Origin of the sequence: Paraburkholderia sp. SOS3, from assembly GCF_001922345.1 — a bacterium.
Taxonomy (GTDB): domain Bacteria; phylum Pseudomonadota; class Gammaproteobacteria; order Burkholderiales; family Burkholderiaceae; genus Paraburkholderia.
In genome coordinates this window covers 256,102-271,633 of record NZ_CP018811.1, presented here as the reverse complement: position 1 = coordinate 271,633, position 15,532 = coordinate 256,102, and the positions used below count along the sequence as shown (strand labels likewise).

Annotated in this window: 12 protein-coding genes; 3 read left to right on the top strand and 9 right to left on the bottom strand. The window is 63.7% G+C overall.

Translation table 11 applies throughout. The annotated features are described in order from the left end of the window. Nucleotides 1–29 precede the first annotated feature (29 nt). The 8 genes from esaR to def all read right to left on the bottom strand — a co-directional run bounded on the left by esaR (nucleotide 30) and on the right by def (nucleotide 8,826). Nucleotides 30–722 (bottom strand): response regulator transcription factor EsaR, encoded by a 693-nt coding sequence (esaR, locus tag BTO02_RS01190; RefSeq protein WP_075155464.1) that lies wholly within the window; start codon nucleotides 720–722, stop codon nucleotides 30–32. Beyond that, nucleotides 723–3,167 carry a sensor histidine kinase gene (locus BTO02_RS01185; RefSeq protein WP_075155463.1) on the bottom strand — a complete coding sequence of 815 codons (2,445 nt, stop codon included), beginning with the start codon at nucleotides 3,165–3,167 and terminating at the stop codon, nucleotides 723–725. After that, a complete protein-coding gene (locus tag BTO02_RS01180) occupies nucleotides 3,157–3,747 on the bottom strand; it encodes a DUF4390 domain-containing protein (protein WP_075155462.1) in 591 nt (196 codons plus the stop codon). Before BTO02_RS01180 ends, BTO02_RS01185 begins: the two co-directional genes overlap by 11 nt. Then, nucleotides 3,744–5,171 (bottom strand): 16S rRNA (cytosine(967)-C(5))-methyltransferase RsmB, encoded by a 1,428-nt coding sequence (gene rsmB, locus BTO02_RS01175; protein WP_075155461.1) that lies wholly within the window; start codon nucleotides 5,169–5,171, stop codon nucleotides 3,744–3,746. Before rsmB ends, BTO02_RS01180 begins: the two co-directional genes overlap by 4 nt. A gap of 351 nt (nucleotides 5,172–5,522) precedes the next feature. Then, on the bottom strand, nucleotides 5,523–6,380 hold the full coding sequence (gene htpX / locus BTO02_RS01170) for a zinc metalloprotease HtpX (protein WP_075155460.1): 858 nt from the start codon (nucleotides 6,378–6,380) through the stop codon (nucleotides 5,523–5,525). A gap of 114 nt (nucleotides 6,381–6,494) precedes the next feature. Beyond that, a complete protein-coding gene (locus tag BTO02_RS01165; protein WP_075158506.1) occupies nucleotides 6,495–7,160 on the bottom strand; it encodes a LysE family translocator in 666 nt (221 codons plus the stop codon). A gap of 102 nt (nucleotides 7,161–7,262) precedes the next feature. Continuing rightward, nucleotides 7,263–8,258 (bottom strand): methionyl-tRNA formyltransferase, encoded by a 996-nt coding sequence (gene fmt, locus BTO02_RS01160; protein WP_075155459.1) that lies wholly within the window; start codon nucleotides 8,256–8,258, stop codon nucleotides 7,263–7,265. A 64-nt stretch (nucleotides 8,259–8,322) separates the two neighbouring features. Continuing rightward, complete coding sequence (def, locus tag BTO02_RS01155) at nucleotides 8,323–8,826, bottom strand: peptide deformylase (protein ID WP_075155458.1); 504 nt, start codon at nucleotides 8,824–8,826, stop codon at nucleotides 8,323–8,325. A 294-nt stretch (nucleotides 8,827–9,120) separates the two neighbouring features. Here def and dprA point away from each other — a divergent pair, with 294 nt between their 5' ends. From dprA to BTO02_RS01140, 3 genes are all read left to right on the top strand, one after another. Further along, nucleotides 9,121–10,401, top strand: coding sequence for a DNA-processing protein DprA (gene dprA, locus BTO02_RS01150; protein ID WP_075155457.1), 1,281 nt, complete (start codon nucleotides 9,121–9,123; stop codon nucleotides 10,399–10,401). Nucleotides 10,402–10,460: 59 nt separating this feature from the next. After that, a complete protein-coding gene (locus BTO02_RS01145) occupies nucleotides 10,461–10,838 on the top strand; it encodes a thioredoxin family protein (protein ID WP_075155456.1) in 378 nt (125 codons plus the stop codon). Nucleotides 10,839–11,222: 384 nt separating this feature from the next. Further along, nucleotides 11,223–13,922, top strand: a complete 2,700-nt coding sequence (locus tag BTO02_RS01140) for a DNA topoisomerase III (protein WP_075155455.1) — start codon at nucleotides 11,223–11,225, stop codon at nucleotides 13,920–13,922. A gap of 176 nt (nucleotides 13,923–14,098) precedes the next feature. Here BTO02_RS01140 and BTO02_RS01135 read toward each other — a convergent pair whose 3' ends face one another. After that, nucleotides 14,099–15,208, bottom strand: a complete 1,110-nt coding sequence (locus tag BTO02_RS01135) for a LysR family transcriptional regulator (RefSeq protein WP_075155454.1) — start codon at nucleotides 15,206–15,208, stop codon at nucleotides 14,099–14,101. Between the last annotated feature and the right edge of the window lie 324 nt (nucleotides 15,209–15,532).

The window sequence follows — 15,532 nt, the reverse complement described above, 5'->3', positions numbered from 1 at the left end:
CGCCTCAAGCCCCCTCCCTGAATTTGCCGTCATTCGCTCTTGTTCTTGCCGAGATCGACACCGAGCTGCTTGAGCTTGCGGTAGAGGTGGGTGCGCTCGAGCCCGGTCTTTTCGGCGACGCGCGTCATGCTGCCGTTCTCGCGCGCGAGGTGGTACTCGAAGTACGCACGCTCGAACGCATCGCGTGCATCGCGCAGCGGAATGTCGAACGAGATCGACGTGGTCTGCTGCGCAGACAATGCGCCGACGCCCGCGTTATCGGCCGCGAGCATCGGCAATGCTGCAGCCGACGCCACCGCCGATGTATTCGCGGGCAATGCGGGCTTCGCTGCGGCACCGCCTGGCGCCGGCGCCGCGCTGCCGCGCGCAAGCCCCTGTTCGACGGCCTTGAGCAGCTTCTGCAGCGCAATCGGCTTTTCGAGAAAGTTCAGCGCGCCGATCTTCGTCGCTTCGACCGCGGTGTCGATCGTCGCGTGGCCCGACATCATGATGACGGGCATCGTCAGTTGCCCTTGCGCGGCCCACTCTTTCAGCAAGGTGACGCCGTCGGTATCGGGCATCCAGATGTCGAGCAGTACCAGGTCAGGCGCCTGGCGTAAGCGGGATTCGCGCGCGTCCTGCGCGTTCTCCGCGGTTTCGACAACATGCCCTTCGTCGCTGAGGATCTCCGAGAGCAATTCCCGGATGCCCATTTCATCATCTACCACCAGGATGGTTGCCATTTACGCTGCCCTTGTCTGCACTGTTGCTTTTGTCGTTCCCTGCGACGCGCTGTGGCGCGCCGTCTGCGATCCGGCTGCGGGTCCCGCATGGGTTCCGTTGCCGGGCGCCGCATTGTCTGCGAGTTGAAGGAAGAGAATCGAGATCTGCGCGCCTTCGATCACATCGCCCGCTTTGAGGCGGTTGCGAATGTCGATACGCGCGCCGTGTTCGTCGACGATCTTCTTGACCATCGCCAGGCCAAGCCCTGTTCCTTTGGCTTTGGTCGTCACATAAGGTTCGAACGCACGCGTGAGGATGCGCGCGGGAAAGCCGGGTCCATTGTCCGATACAGTGAGGCGCACGGCGATGCGTGTTTTACCTTCCGCATCGGGATCGCCATATTCTACTGTCCGCGTCTCGAGCACCACGCGCGGATGCGGTGCTTCCGATACCGCATCCTGCGCATTCTGCAGCAGGTTGTGGATCACCTGGCGAAGTTGCGTCGCATCGCCGCGGATCACGGGCAATTCGCCCATCTCGACGGCGATCGCACTCTTGCCTTCCTCGATGCCGTACAGCGTCAGCACTTCGCTTACGAGTTCATTAAGCTGCAAATTGGCGAGCACCGCGGGCGGCGTGCGCGCGTAGTCGCGGAAATTGTCGACCATCTGCTTCATCGCCGCGACCTGATTGACGATGGTCGTCGCGCCGCGTTTCAGCACATCGGCATCGTGCGGCGTGAGCTTGTCGGCGAGTTTCATCTGCAAGCGCTCGGCGGAAAGCTGGATGGGCGTGAGCGGATTCTTGATCTCGTGCGCGAGGCGCCGTGCGACTTCGCCCCATGCGATCGAACGCTGCGCGGAGATCACATCGGAGATATCGTCGAACACGACGACATAGCCGGCCGTCTGCCGGTCGTCCGCCTCGTCGGACGATGACGTGCTCGCGGACAGAAGCCGCGCGCCTCGCACGAGCAGCGTCAGCGGGTCCGATTCGCCGGGCACCTGCATCGAGAACTGCTGCTGCCAGTGGCCGTCGTCATGCTCGTTGTCGCTGCTTGCGGCCTCGCGGTCCGCAAACGCCTTGCGGATCATCGCGCCGAATTCGCTCAAGACGGCGATCCGATCGAGCGGCGAACCGAGCACCGTCGCGAACGGCTGACGGAAGATGCGCTCGGCGCCGCGGTTCGCGGTGGTGAGCCTGAACTGCCGGTCGAACACGAACACGCCCGCAGTCAGGTTCGCGAGAATGCTCTCGAGATAGGTCTTCGAATGCTCGAGCGCAATGCGGTTGTTTTCGACGGCCGCGCGCGCTTCCGAAAGCTGCCGCGTCATCGCATTGAACGACTGCGTGAGAAAGCCCAGTTCGTCGCGCGACTTGATTTCGCGCTTCGGCGTGTAGTCGCCTTCGGTCACTTCCTTCGTGCCCTGCGCAAGCAGGAACAGCGGGCGCGCGAGCTGGTTGCCGAGCGCGAGCGCGAGCATCATCGCGATAAACGTGGCGAGGAACAGCGCGAGCGTCAGCGTGCCGATGTACATCTTGCGCAAGCCGGTCCGCCCGAGCGACTTTTCCTGATATTCGCGATACGCGCGCTGCACCGCGTCGGCATTGCGCGCGAGCGACGCCGACACCGGTTGGGTGAGCTGCAGGAAGCGGTCGGTCGGTTGCAGCTGCGTCGCGTTGGCGTCGGGAATGCGCTGCACGATGCGCAGGCGCAGCACGCCCTTGCTGCCCTGCGCGCGCGGGTCGCCGTCCACTTCGCCTTCAATCGCCGCAAAGCCGCGGCCGCGCGCCTGTTCGATCATGAGCGGCGTGGGCAGGTCGGTCGGCACGAGCGACGCGTAATTGCCGGTGGCCTGCGCCACCACGTGCATCTCCGGCGATGCACCGGACATGCTGCGCACGGGCTCGACGATCGTCGCGTCCTGCACGCCGAACTGATCGCGCAGACGCAACAGCGTGAGCGTCGTACCGGCAGAGTCCGCATTCGCGAGCTGCTCGGCCATGAGCCGCCCCTTCGTCTGCAAATCGGACAGCGACGCATCGAGCATGCCGCGGCCGAGGCTCAGGCCCGACGTCAGCGCGGTTTCCACGTTCACGTCGAACCACGATTCGATGCTGCGCGACACGAACTGGTACGACACGATGTAAATGATGCCGCCCGGCACCACGCCGACGAGCGCAAAGAAGAACGCGAGCTTCGCGAGCAGCCGCGTGCCGAACTTGCCCTTGCGCAAGCGCGTGACGATCACGACGACGAGCACCGCCACGATGCCCATGAAGATCAACGCGACCGCGATATTGGCCGTGTAGAGCCACTGGTAATAGCGGTCGAAGAATTCGGTATTCGCGCTCGCGGCCGCAAGCAGCACGAGCAGCAGGACGGCCGTGACCGCCACCGTCGACACCAGCAAACGAACGACGATGCTGCTGACACTGGTGGCGCGGCGCACTTTATTTAGCACGATCGCTCACCGTGAAGGTAAAACGCTTCCAGTCGGAAGCAAGATTCCAGTCGCGGTTATTGACCGCATCGATCTGGAATGGCTTGGGCATCAGTGCGATATCGAGCTGCATGCGCACCGATGCGGTGTACGTCTCCCCGGTATGAACCTGACTGCGATCGATCACATGCCATGACGTCACATGCTTGATCACCGACAGCGCCTCGTTCAGCGAACTGAAACCGAGCTGCAGGCCGCCTGTCGACACGCGGTATTCGCGCGTGAGCGGCTGGAACGACAGGCGGATGCTCTGCGACACGCTGACCGGCTGCTCGTCGAACCAGTACCAGCGCGGACGGCTCAACTCGAAGTCGGTCGTGAAGTAGAGCGGAATGCCTTTATTGACCGCGTCCTCCAGGTTGCTGTTCAGCTCGAATTCGAACCGCGCATCGAGGCTCCATCCATTGCTGTCCGACTGCAGGGACGCGCGCTGCACCGCGATCGAATCGGCGCGTGCCGGCCCGGCTGCGGTCAGGCAAAGGGCCAACGCCACCCAGAGCGCGACCGCGAGCCGTAGCGGAAATAGGCGTTTGATGATCACCGTTTCTGGAAGCGCGCGTAGAAAAATCCGTCGTGGTCTGGGTTCGCGCCGGTGGTCCCTCCGGCGCGAGAACCGGCCGACGTGTCGGCGGGCGCGCGAGCGACTGCGGGCAGCAGTTGCCCCGGCGCGTCCAATCGTACCGCATCCTGATGGTTGTTTTCAAACCACAGTGCCTGCAACTCGCCCTCATCGGGCAGGATCGAGCATGTGACATACAGCAACTCGCCGCCAGGTTTCACGAGCGGCCACAGCGCGGCGAGAATGCGCCGTTGCTCGGCGACGAGTGCGGCGATGTCGGCCGCGCGGCGCAGCCAGCGGATGTCGGGATGGCGGCGCACGATGCCCGATGCGGAGCACGGCACATCGGCCAGGATCCGGTCGAACAGCGGCTCGACCGCGTCGTGCCACGCGGATGGGTTGCCTGCATCGCCGATGCGGATGTCCGCGCTGAGCCCCAGGCGCTGCAGGTTTTCGCCGATGCGTTGCGCGCGGAAACGGTCGCTTTCGAGCGCGACGAGGTCGATATCGGCAAGCTCGAGCAGGTGGCCGGTTTTACCGCCGGGCGCCGCACATGCGTCGAGCACGCGCATGCCGTTCTCGACGCCAAGCGATTGCGCGGCAAGTTGCGCACCGGCGTCCTGCACCGAGACGATGCCATCGCGAAAGCCGGGGATGCGGTCGACGTGCATCGGCGTATCGAGCCGCACCGCTTGCGGGCCGATCTGCGTCGCGGCGATCTGGCGCTCGTGTAACGTTTGCACGTAGGCGCCGACGTTCGAGCGGCGCGCATTCACGCGCAACGTCAGCGGGCCTTGCGTGTTGCCCGCATCGAGGATGGCTTGCCATGTGTCGGGCCACGCTCTTCGCACGGCATCGATCCACCATGTCGGGTAGTTCCAGCGTGCGACTTCGTCGCGCTTCGACTCGGCCAGCAGCGCGCCGCGTTCACGCAGGAACGTGCGCAATACGGCGTTGGTGAGGCCCTTCGCAAATTCGAACTCGCGACGCGCACCGATCGCGCCGACGGCCTGGTCGACGACAGTGAAAGGCGTATAGGCCGCCGACTCTTCGTCGTCGACCAGCAGCGCGAATGCGCATGCGAGCAGATGCGCGACATGCGGGGGTGGCGGCTTGCGCACCAGCTTCGCGACGAGCCACTCGGCGAGCCCCAGACGCCGCATCGTTCGATACGCGATGTCCTGAACCGCGCCGTGCGATGCCGCAGCGCTCGCTTCGGGCAAGGAGGCGAAGACCGTGCCGAGCGCCGCGGGCAACGCGGCGCCAAGACGCACTGCGCCGACCGCCTGCGCAGCACAGTCGAGCGCGAAACCGAGCGACTCGGGGGCAAGCGGCAGCGTGGAAAGGCGCGGCTCATGAGCGCGCGCTACAGGTTGAGCGGCGCGCGGGGACGGCTTTCGGATCATGAACAGGGGCTGGGTAGCACGTGGCGTGCACGCGGTTTAAACGGCACATTGTAGCGTGGCACGGTCGGCGGACTGACCGGTGGCAGCGCATGTGTGCGCGATCAGCAACAGTGGGGCTGCGCGGCTTCGTTTGTGCTCGAGGGGCTGAAGACAGGCTCGCGGGCGCCTGGGCGTGGAGTTGGCGGCAAGCGAAGTGGAGCCAGGAGCGGGCGCCAGTTGCAAATCGGGCGAGCCGTGACGCGACTCGCCCGATGTCGTTCGCGCCAGCATCGGCGCTGGCATGGACCGACAGGCAGCGGTTGCAGCAAGGCCGACGCGATCGCGAAACGCCGATGCCGCGCGGACGCTGTATTAATCGAAGCGGCCCGTGCGAGCCATCTCCATCAGCCGCGCGATGCGCTCTTCGGTTGACGGGTGAGTCGAGAACAGATTCGCGATGCCGCCGCCAGACAGCGGATTCATGATCATCATTTGCGCGGTAGACGGATGCGCTTCCGCGGTCGGGAACGGAATGCCGCTCGCGTAACGATGGATCTTGTCCAGTGCCGACGCGAGCGCTTGCGGGTCGCCGGAAATCTGCGCACCACCGCGGTCCGCTTCGAATTCCCGCGCCCGCGAAATCGCCATCTGGATCAACGCGCCAGCAATCGGCGCGAGCAGCGCGACCGCTATGCCGGCAATCGGATTCGCGGGCCGGCCATTTTCGTCACGGCCGCCAAAGAACATCGCGAAGTTCGCCAGAGCGGAAATCGCGCCTGCCATGGTTGCCGAGATGGTCGAGATCAGAATGTCGCGATGCTTCACGTGCGCGAGTTCATGCGCCATCACGCCGCGCATTTCGCGCTCCGACAGCGCTCGCAGAATGCCGGTGGTAGCCGCGACCGCCGCGTGCTCCGGATTGCGGCCCGTCGCGAAGGCGTTCGGCTGGTCTTCGTCGATCAGATAGACGCGCGGCATCGGCAGGCTCGCGCGCGTGGCGAGTTCGCGCACCATGCGGTAAAACTGCGGCGCGGTGGTCTCGTCGACTTCCTGCGCGTTGTACATGCGCAGAACCATCTTGTCCGAGAACCAATACGAAAAGAAGTTCATGCCGAGCGCGAACAGCAGCGCGATCATCATGCCGCGCTGCCCGCCGATCATGCCCCCGATCACGATGAAGAGCGCCGTGATCGCGGCCATCAACATCGCGGTTTTAACCCAGTTGAACATATCCAGTACTCCTTGCCCGGAACGCGGGATCTTGCGAGACCCCATTTCATGCCATCAATAACGGCGAATGATTGTAAGCGAACTGTTAGATTTGGGCATACCGGAAAAATTCAATCAGCGCGACGCCGTGGCGAGTTTCACGCCCAGCCCGACAAACGCACTGCCCACCACACGGTCGAGCCACTTCTTGACGCCCGGTTTGCCGGAGAAACGGCGCGTGACGCTGCCGGCCACCCACGCGACAAAGCTGTTCCACACGGTGCTCATCAGTACGAAAACGACGCCGAGCGCGAGGAATGCGATGACCTTGTGATCGGTGCCCGCGCTGACGAATTGCGGAAAGAACGACACGAAGAACAGCACGACCTTCGGATTCAGCACGTTGGTCATGAAGCCTTGCAGGAACAACTGGCGCATCGACTTCGGTGCAGCGGCCGACGTGCGCCGCTCGCCGACGGCATCCGCTGTGCCGGGCGCCGGCGTGCTCGCCGCCTGCTTCGCGAACACAAGCCGTACGCCGAGATAGATCAGATAGATCGCGCCCACGAACTTGATTACCGTGAACGCGGTGGCCGACGCAGCAAGCACGGCCGTCAGGCCGAACGCGCAAGCGAGCGCGTGCACGCAGCAACCGGCGGAAATACCGAGCGCCGACATCAGTCCTGCCGCGCGCCCCTGCGCAACACTGCGGCCGACGATGTACGCGGTGTCGGGACCCGGCGTGACGTTCAGCAGGAAAACGGCGACGAGAAAGAAACCAAAGTGGGTGATGCCGAACATGAAAGCCTCGAAAAATGGCATGTTGCGTCGACGATTCTAACGCGCGGCTATAGCGCCGCGCGAGTCGGCCAAACGGACGATGGCGGCGCGCGGCGCAGCCTGTTATTGTCGGCCCGGTTCGTCCGACTGCTCGAAGCGCTGGTCGGCGGCGAGCGTGGAACCCGCCAGAAATTCGCGAGCCGGCAGACGTTTGCCGCCGGGCTTTTGCAGTTGCGTCACGCGCAGTGCGCCATCGCCGCATGCAACGACAACGCCTTCGGGCGAGACGTCGAGAATCGTGCCGGGCACCGCTGAGGCACGCGGCGACGGTACCGCGGCAGCGGACCAGATCTTGAGCGGCGCGCCGTCGAGCGTCGCCGCGCCGCCTGGAAACGGATCGAACGCACGCACCTGGCGCGCAAGTTCGTCCGCCGTGCGCCGCCAGTCCAGCGCGGCTTCGTGCTTGCCGATTTTTTCCGCGTACGTCGCGCCCGCTTCGGGCTGCGGCGTAGCGGGCAAGCTGCCGTCGCGTTCGAGTGTCGCGAGCGCCTCGACGATCAATCGCGCGCCCGCATCAGCGAGCTTGTCGTGCAGGGTTGCCGTGGTGTCGTTGTCATGAATCGCGATGCGAGTTTCGGCGATCATCGGGCCAGTATCGAGGCCCGCATCCATCTGCATCAGCGTGATGCCGGTTTCGATGTCGCCGGCCTCGATCGCGCGATGGATCGGCGCCGCGCCGCGCCAGCGCGGCAACAACGAAGCGTGAATATTGATGCAGCCGTGCGGCGGTATATCGAGCACTTCCTGCGGCAACAGCAGTCCGTACGCGGCGACTACCATCACATCGTGCGGCGTCGCGCGCAGCAGATCGATTGCTGCCGTCGCTTCAGCCGGAAACTTGCCGTTACGGCGCAGCGACGGTGGTTGGGCGACCGCGAGACCGTGCTCCGACGCATAGCGCTTCACTGCACTCGCCTGCAGTTTCATGCCGCGTCCGGCAGGCCGATCGGGCTGCGTCAACACGAGCGGCACGGCGAAGCCGGCCTGATGGATCGCCGCCAGCGCCGCGGCCGCGAACTCGGGCGTGCCCGCAAAAATAACGCGCAACGAATGGCTCATGAGCGGAAGCGTCCTGATGAAACGGTGCGAGACAAAGTCGAAACGATGAAGCGGGACGCGCGCGTCACATCGCGTGCGCGAGTTTCTTCATCTTCGACTTGATGCGCGTCTGCTTCAGCGGCGACAGATACTCGACGAAGACGCGTCCCATCAGGTGATCCATCTCGTGCTGGATGCAGACGGCGAGCAGGCCCTCGCAGTCGATCTCGTACGTTTCGCCCTTTTCGTCGAGCGCGCGCACGCGCACTTTCTCGGCACGCTCGACGCTGTCGTAAATGCCGGGCACCGACAGGCAGCCTTCCTCCGATGTCTTGCGCTCGTTGCTCGACCAGACGATTTCGGGGTTGATAAAGACGCGCAGTTCGTCGTGCGTATCGGACACGTCGATCACGATCACGCGCTCGTGCACGTCGACTTGCGTCGCGGCGAGGCCGACGCCCGGCGCTGCGTACATCGTTTCGGCCATGTCGGCGACGAGCTTGCGGATGCGGTCGTTCACGATCTCGACGGGCTTCGCCACCTTGTGCAAGCGCTTGTCCGGGTAATTGAGGATGTTCAGTAAAGCCATGGTCATCAGGTTCAGTGAAGCGCCGCCACGGACGCGGATGTCGCGCAATTGGCCGTTCGGCTAGCTTGTCAGCCTCCCGGCATGCGCAGAGGATAGATAGCGACAGAAGCCTTTCGATTCAACGAGCGAGGGGCCGAAACGACACGCGAAGAACAGCCGGAATGCGGGCCCGAATCGACAGGTTCGTGCGCGAAAACGCGGCATCACCGTTTGTTTGCGTCGAATTATTTCGGATCATGAAAATTTTAGCATGGCGACCGCGCATGGTGGCCGCGCTGGAGGTTAGACGTTTCAATGAAATCGATAGTGAAAGCCGATCGTGAAGTAGCGGCCTGGCTGCGGCTGACCATGGCGCCGGGCCTGAAACCCGCGGCGCTGCGCGCGCTGCTCGCCGCTTTCGGCCTGCCCGAGGCCGTGCTCGGCCAATCATTCGAGTCGCTTGCACGCGTGACGAACGAGGGGGCGGCGCGCGCCGTGCTCGGAACGCCGGGCGCGGACTTCGCGGCGCAGCTGGACGCCGTGCTCGCATGGCGCGCCCAGCCCGGCAACACGCTGCTTGCACTCGACGACCCGGCCTATCCGCCCCTGCTGCTGACAATGCCCGATCCGCCGCCGCTGCTATATGTAAAGGGACAGCTCGCGCTGCTGCATACGCGCAGCGTCGCCGTCGTGGGTAGCCGCAGCGCGACGCCGCAAGGCGCGGAGGACGCGAAACGCTTTTCCCGCGCGTTTTCGGACGCAGGCCTCGCCGTCGTGTCGGGACTCGCGCTTGGCATCGATGCGGCCGCGCATCGCGGCGCCTTGTCGGGTCGGACCGGTACCGTCGCGGTCATCGGAACGGGCGCCGATGTCGTCTATCCGCCGGGACACGAACAGCTTGCGCACGAAATCGCGACGAACGGCGCGATCCTGTCCGAATGGCCGCTCGGCACGCCAGCGCGGCCCGCGCATTTTCCGCAACGCAACCGGCTGATTGCGGGCCTCGTCAATGGCGTGCTGATCGTCGAGGCCGCGATGCGATCGGGTTCGCTGATCACGGCGAGGCTCGCAAACGAAATGGGGCGAGATGTGTTCGCGCTACCTGGCTCGATCCACGCGCCTTTGTCGCGCGGTTGCCATCGCATGATTAAACAGGGCGCGAAGCTCGTGGAATCGCCGGAAGATGTGCTGGAGGAATTCGGCGTCGCGCCGGCACCTGAGCCCGCGCCGCCTATGCAAGCCGGCGATGCGGCCAGGACCAGGGCGAGGGCGAAGGCGAATTCTGTCTTTCAATCCCGCCAGGCCAGCCTGCCGTTGCCAGCGCAAGACGCCGTCGCGCCACCGCTTGTACCACCGCTGATACCGCCGCTGATACCGCCGCTTGCACCGCCATCCGTGCTGCCGCCCGACGCGCAACGGCTGCTCGACGCACTCGGTTACGCGCCAGCGACGCTTGAAATCCTCGCCGCGCGCACCGAAATGGACGATACGGCGCTCCAGGGCACGCTGCTGCGGCTAGAACTGTCGGGCCATCTGACGGCGCTGCCGGGCGGGCGGTACGTCCGCGCTCGCTTCGGCCACGACCACGGCCAGTGACGCGCCATGCTACATTCGCGCCAAATCGCTTACGAAAACACGTGTCTCAAGGAATACCCATGCCCGCGCTTAACCTCGACACCGACCACGACCGGATCGCAGAGCGTGTCAACGACCGCGAAACGTTGTTCGTTGCGTGTCTGTGCGCGCAGTGGTGCGGTACGTGCCGGGACTACCAGGCGGCCTTCGACGCGATCGCCGACCGGCATCCGGACATCTGTTTCGCATGGATCGACATCGAAACGCATGCGGACCGTTTCGACGATCTGGACGTGGAGAATTTCCCGACCATCCTGATCGAAGACGCGGTAACGACGCGCTTTTTCGGCACTGTGCTGCCGCAGCCGGGCATCGTCGAACGTATGCTCGTCGATCTGACGGCGCTGCCGGGCGTGACCGGTGCACCGAAGTTGAGGCCCGCGCTGGCCGCGGTTTAGGTGGCGCGCGCATCTCGTGGCGTAAGCTGAATAGGGCCGACACCGCCGGCAGTAGATGTTTGCGCGTCGGCTCGAGCATGGCGGCATGCGATTTGCGAAAGGCGCGGGACCGGCTTGTGCGACGCTTGCCCAATACCCGGGCGCGCAATTATGATGGGCCGCTTTTTTCAGGCACTGGTTGCCGCCGCGTCGGCGTGTGCTATAAAGCGGTCGTTAATAGGTACGTAACCATGGTACGTAACCACGGGTACGTGACTGCAGGTACGTAGCCGCAGATACACGACCGCGGGCACGCCAACCGCAGACACGCAACCGGGAAAGCGAACGAGCGTCAAAAAACAGCGCCGCCGAGGTTGCGCCCGCATTCACCCACTCACATTAGTCATGTCCAAAGCACTGATCATCGCCGAAAAGCCATCCGTCGCGAACGACATCGCGCGCGCTTTGGGCGGCTTTACCAAGCATGACGAGTATTTCGAAAGCGACGAGTACGTCATTTCGTCGGCGGTCGGCCACCTGGTCGAGATCGCCGCGCCCGAAGAATACGAAGTAAAACGAGGCAAGTGGAGCTTCGCTCATCTACCCGTTATCCCGCCGCATTTCGACCTGAATCCGATCGTAAAAAGCGAGTCGCGGCTCAAGGTGCTCACGCGGCTGCTCAAGCGCAAGGACATCGACCGGCTGATCAACGCATGCGACGCGGGACGCGAAGGCGAGCTGATTTTCCGCCTGATCACGCAGTACGCAAAAGCGAAGCAGCCCGTGCAGCGCCTGTGGCTGCAGTCGATGACGCCCGCGGCGATCCGCGACGGCTTCGCGCATCTGCGCAGCGACGGAGAAATGCAGCCGCTCGCCGATGCCGCGCGCTGCCGCTCGGAAGCCGACTGGCTGGTCGGCATCAACGGCACGCGCGCCATGACCGCGTTCAACAGCAAGGGCGGCGGCTTTTTCCTGACCACGGTCGGCCGCGTGCAAACGCCTACGCTGTCGATCGTCGTCGAACGCGAAGAAAAGATTCGCCGCTTCGTGCCTCGCGATTACTGGGAAGTCAAGGCCGAGTTCGTCTGCGCGTCAGGCTTCTACGAAGGCCGATGGTTCGATCCGAAGTTCAAGCGGGACGAATTCGATCCGGAAAAGCGCGACTCGCGACTCTGGAGCCTGCCGGCGGCCGAAACGATCGTCGCGGCGTGCCGCGGCCAGATCGGCACGGTCAGCGAAGAATCGAAGCCGTCGACGCAGCTATCGCCGGCGCTCTTCGACCTGACGAGCCTGCAGCGCGAGGCGAACGGCCGCTTCGGCTTCTCGGCGAAAAACACACTCGGGCTGGCACAAGCGCTGTACGAACGGCACAAGGTGCTGACCTACCCGCGTACCGACGCGCGCGCGCTGCCTGAAGACTATCTGGAGACGGTCAAGAGCACGCTCGATATGCTCAAGGAGAGCAACAACTATCTGCCGTTCGCAAAGCAGGTGCTCGACAAGGGCTGGGTGAAGCCGAACAAGCGCATCTTCGACAATTCGAAGATCAGCGATCACTTCGCCATCATTCCGACGCTGCAAGCGCCGAAGTCGCTGTCGGAGCCCGAGCAGAAGCTGTACGACCTCGTCGTCAAGCGCTTTCTCGCCGTATTCTTCCCGGCCGCGGAGTACAAGGTGACGACGCGTATCACGGAAGTCGTCGGCCATCATTTCAAGACCGAAGGCAAGGTGCTCGTCGAACCGGGCTGGCTGCAGGTGTACGGCAAGGAAACGTCAGGCGAAGACGCCAATCTCGTCCCCGTGCAGAAAGACGAGAAGGTGAAGACGGACAAGATCGCCGCGCAGCAACTGGTCACGAAACCGCCCGCGCGGTACAACGAAGCGACGCTGCTGTCGGCCATGGAAGGCGCGGGCAAGCTCGTCGAAGACGACGAACTGCGCGAGGCGATGGCCGCGAAGGGCCTCGGCACGCCGGCCACGCGCGCGGCGATCATCGAAGGTCTGCTCGGCGAGAAGTATCTGGTTCGCGAAGGCCGCGAACTGATCCCGACCGCGAAGGCGTTCCAGTTGATGACGCTGCTGCGCGGCCTCGACGTCAAGGAACTGACCGCGCCCGAACTGACCGGCGAATGGGAATACAAGCTTTCGCAGATGGAGCGCGGCAATCTGCAGCGCGATGCGTTCATGCAGGAAATCGCGCGCATGACGCAGACCATCGTCAAGCGCGCGAAGGAATACGATTCGGACACGATCCCCGGCGACTACGCGACGCTCGAAACGCCTTGCCCGCATTGCGGCGGCCAGGTGAAAGAGAACTACCGGCGCTTCGCCTGCACGAAGTGCGAATTCTCGATCTCGAAGATCCCGGGCGGGCGGCAGTTCGAGATTCCCGAAGTCGAAGAACTGCTGCAAAAGAAGGAAATCGGACCGCTTTCCGGGTTCCGCAGCAAGATGGGCCGTCCGTTCTCGGCCATCCTCAAGCTGTCGTTCGATGACGAGATCAAGAATTTCAAGCTCGAATTCGACTTCGGCCAGGATCAAGGCGGCGAGGACGGCGAGCCGCCGGACTTCTCCGCACAGGAACCGGTCGGCGCGTGTCCGAAGTGCCACGCGCGCGTGTACGAACACGGCATGAGCTATGTCTGCGAGAACTCAGTCGCCAATCCGAAGACCTGTGACTTCCGCTCGGGCAAGGTGATCCTGCAGCAGGAGATCGCGCGCGAACAGATGGCGAAACTGCTGGAAGGCGGTCGCACCGATCTGCTGACGAACTTCAAGTCGTCACGCACGGGCCGCAACTTCAAGGCGTTCCTCGTCAAACAGAGCGACGGCAAGATCGGTTTCGAATTCGAGAAGAAGGAGCCGAAAGAGCCGTCGGCAAAGGCTGCGGCGAAGGCGGCAAGCGCAAAGGCAGCGGCAGGCGGCAGCGCCGATGCGGCAAACGACGAAGGCGGAGATACCGAAGTCGCAACGGCCGAAAAGCCATCGGCAAAGACCGCGGCGAAGGGTGCCGCAGTCAAGACAGCGGCGGCAAAGAAGGCGCCTGCGAAGAAAACAGCGGCGAAGCCGGCTGCGAAAACGACGGCGCGAAAAACAGGCTCGTAAATCGTAAGGTAAGGTCGCCGACCCACGGCGACCGCCAGCCGTTCGACGCGAAAACGCACCGCAACAAAAAAGCGCAGTCCGCTAACGCGGCTGCGCTTTTTCATACAACTACCCTACAAAACCGCTCATGCAGGGTGCGTCAACATGTCGCACCCCTCAGGCACGTTTGCGTCCGGTCAACGCACCAGACGCGACGGGAGAGCGCCCCGGGCGCGATGATGCACGCCCGGCGGCTGCTTCTTCGGCCCAAGCTCGCTATCGAGCAACGCGGACAGCGGCTCCGCGCCATCAAACGCTTCCGGAGCCATGACCGTCGCACCCGCGTCGTGCATCGCCGACGATAGCGGCACGGGTTCGAGCCCGTCCTTGATCCATTGCTCGCCAAGCAGGCTGTTCGGCGTCTGGCTGAAGTGCTCGACGAGATGGTCGATGAACGTACGCACCTTGGCCGGCAAATGGCGACGGCTCGGATAGGCGATATTGATCTCGACCTGCGGCAACCGGTAGTCGCTCAGCAGACGCACGAGCTTGCCGCGCGTCGTGTCGCGGCCGATCAGGTAGCTCGGCAGGATCGCGATACCCATGCCCAGCAGCGCGAACTGCCGCAGCATTTCGGTGTTGTTCGCGACGATCACATTGGTCGGCCGCACGCGCACTTCGCCGTCCGGGCCCGTGAACACGCGCTCGTCGCCCCAATACTCGGACGGCAGCGAAAGGCACGGGTGCTCGAGCAGCTGTTCGGGCCGCGTTGGCGTACCGTGTTTTTCCAGATAGGCAGGCGTCGCGCAGACGGTCATGCAGCCCGTAGTCAGGCGCCGCGTCACGATGCTTGCGCTGCGCAGATTCCGCGCGATCACGACACCGACATCGAAACCTTCTTCGACGAGGTCGACCTGGCGGTCGACGAGCGTCACGTCGGGAATGACCTTCGGGTACCGTTCCGCATAGGTCTGGAGCACCGGCGCGAGGTTGTGCAGCCCGAACACGACAGGCGCGACGATCCTCAGCGTGCCGACCGGCTCGTGGTTGCGCGCAACGACCATCTGCTCGACGTCTTCGAGCTCGTCCAGAATCTGGCGGGCGCGCTCGAGATAGACCTGGCCCGACTCGGTCAGCGACAGGCTGCGCGTCGTGCGGTTGAGCAGCCGCGTGCCTAGACGGCCTTCGAGATCCGCGACATGACGGGTGGCGACTGCGTTCGAAATATCCATCGCGCTAGCCGCGCGGGCGAAACTGCCGAGATCCGCCACTCTGACGAATACTCTCATCGACTGCAAATGATCCATTGACGACTCTCCTGCTGTGTTGCCGCTTCCATCCGAAGGTGAGGCCGGAAGCACATTTGGAATTCTCCTACGACTAGGGAAAACGTGCAGAAGTTGCCCAACTTCGACCATTTTTAATGAAAATTCGCACCATCATATTCGTAAGCGGAATGCAGGGTGAGGGATTGTTCCGCGATTCGAAACAATATGCTGCGATGCATCGAAGCGGCTTGCATAGACGTGAACAGCGAAAGCGGCTGCTTTGTTCCACGAAAGCGCAAAGAAAACAGGGAAGTCTTGCGGGCGCGAAAAAAAACCGCCCGAGGGCGGCTTTGATGACTCGCG

Bases quoted from the DNA above. Each gene is read 5' to 3' on its own strand.
- esaR (WP_075155464.1), bottom strand. From the start codon at position 722: ATGGCAACCATCCTGGTGGTAGATGATGAAATGGGCATCCGGGAATTG.
- rsmB (WP_075155461.1), bottom strand. From the start codon at position 5,171: ATGATCCGAAAGCCGTCCCCGCGCGCCGCTCAACCTGTAGCGCGCGCT.
- htpX (WP_075155460.1), bottom strand. From the start codon at position 6,380: ATGTTCAACTGGGTTAAAACCGCGATGTTGATGGCCGCGATCACGGCG.
- BTO02_RS01165 (WP_075158506.1), bottom strand. From the start codon at position 7,160: ATGTTCGGCATCACCCACTTTGGTTTCTTTCTCGTCGCCGTTTTCCTG.
- fmt (WP_075155459.1), bottom strand. From the start codon at position 8,258: ATGAGCCATTCGTTGCGCGTTATTTTTGCGGGCACGCCCGAGTTCGCG.
- def (WP_075155458.1), bottom strand. From the start codon at position 8,826: ATGGCTTTACTGAACATCCTCAATTACCCGGACAAGCGCTTGCACAAG.
- dprA (WP_075155457.1), top strand. From the start codon at position 9,121: ATGAAATCGATAGTGAAAGCCGATCGTGAAGTAGCGGCCTGGCTGCGG.
- BTO02_RS01145 (WP_075155456.1), top strand. From the start codon at position 10,461: ATGCCCGCGCTTAACCTCGACACCGACCACGACCGGATCGCAGAGCGT.
- BTO02_RS01140 (WP_075155455.1), top strand. From the start codon at position 11,223: ATGTCCAAAGCACTGATCATCGCCGAAAAGCCATCCGTCGCGAACGAC.
- BTO02_RS01135 (WP_075155454.1), bottom strand. From the start codon at position 15,208: ATGGATCATTTGCAGTCGATGAGAGTATTCGTCAGAGTGGCGGATCTC.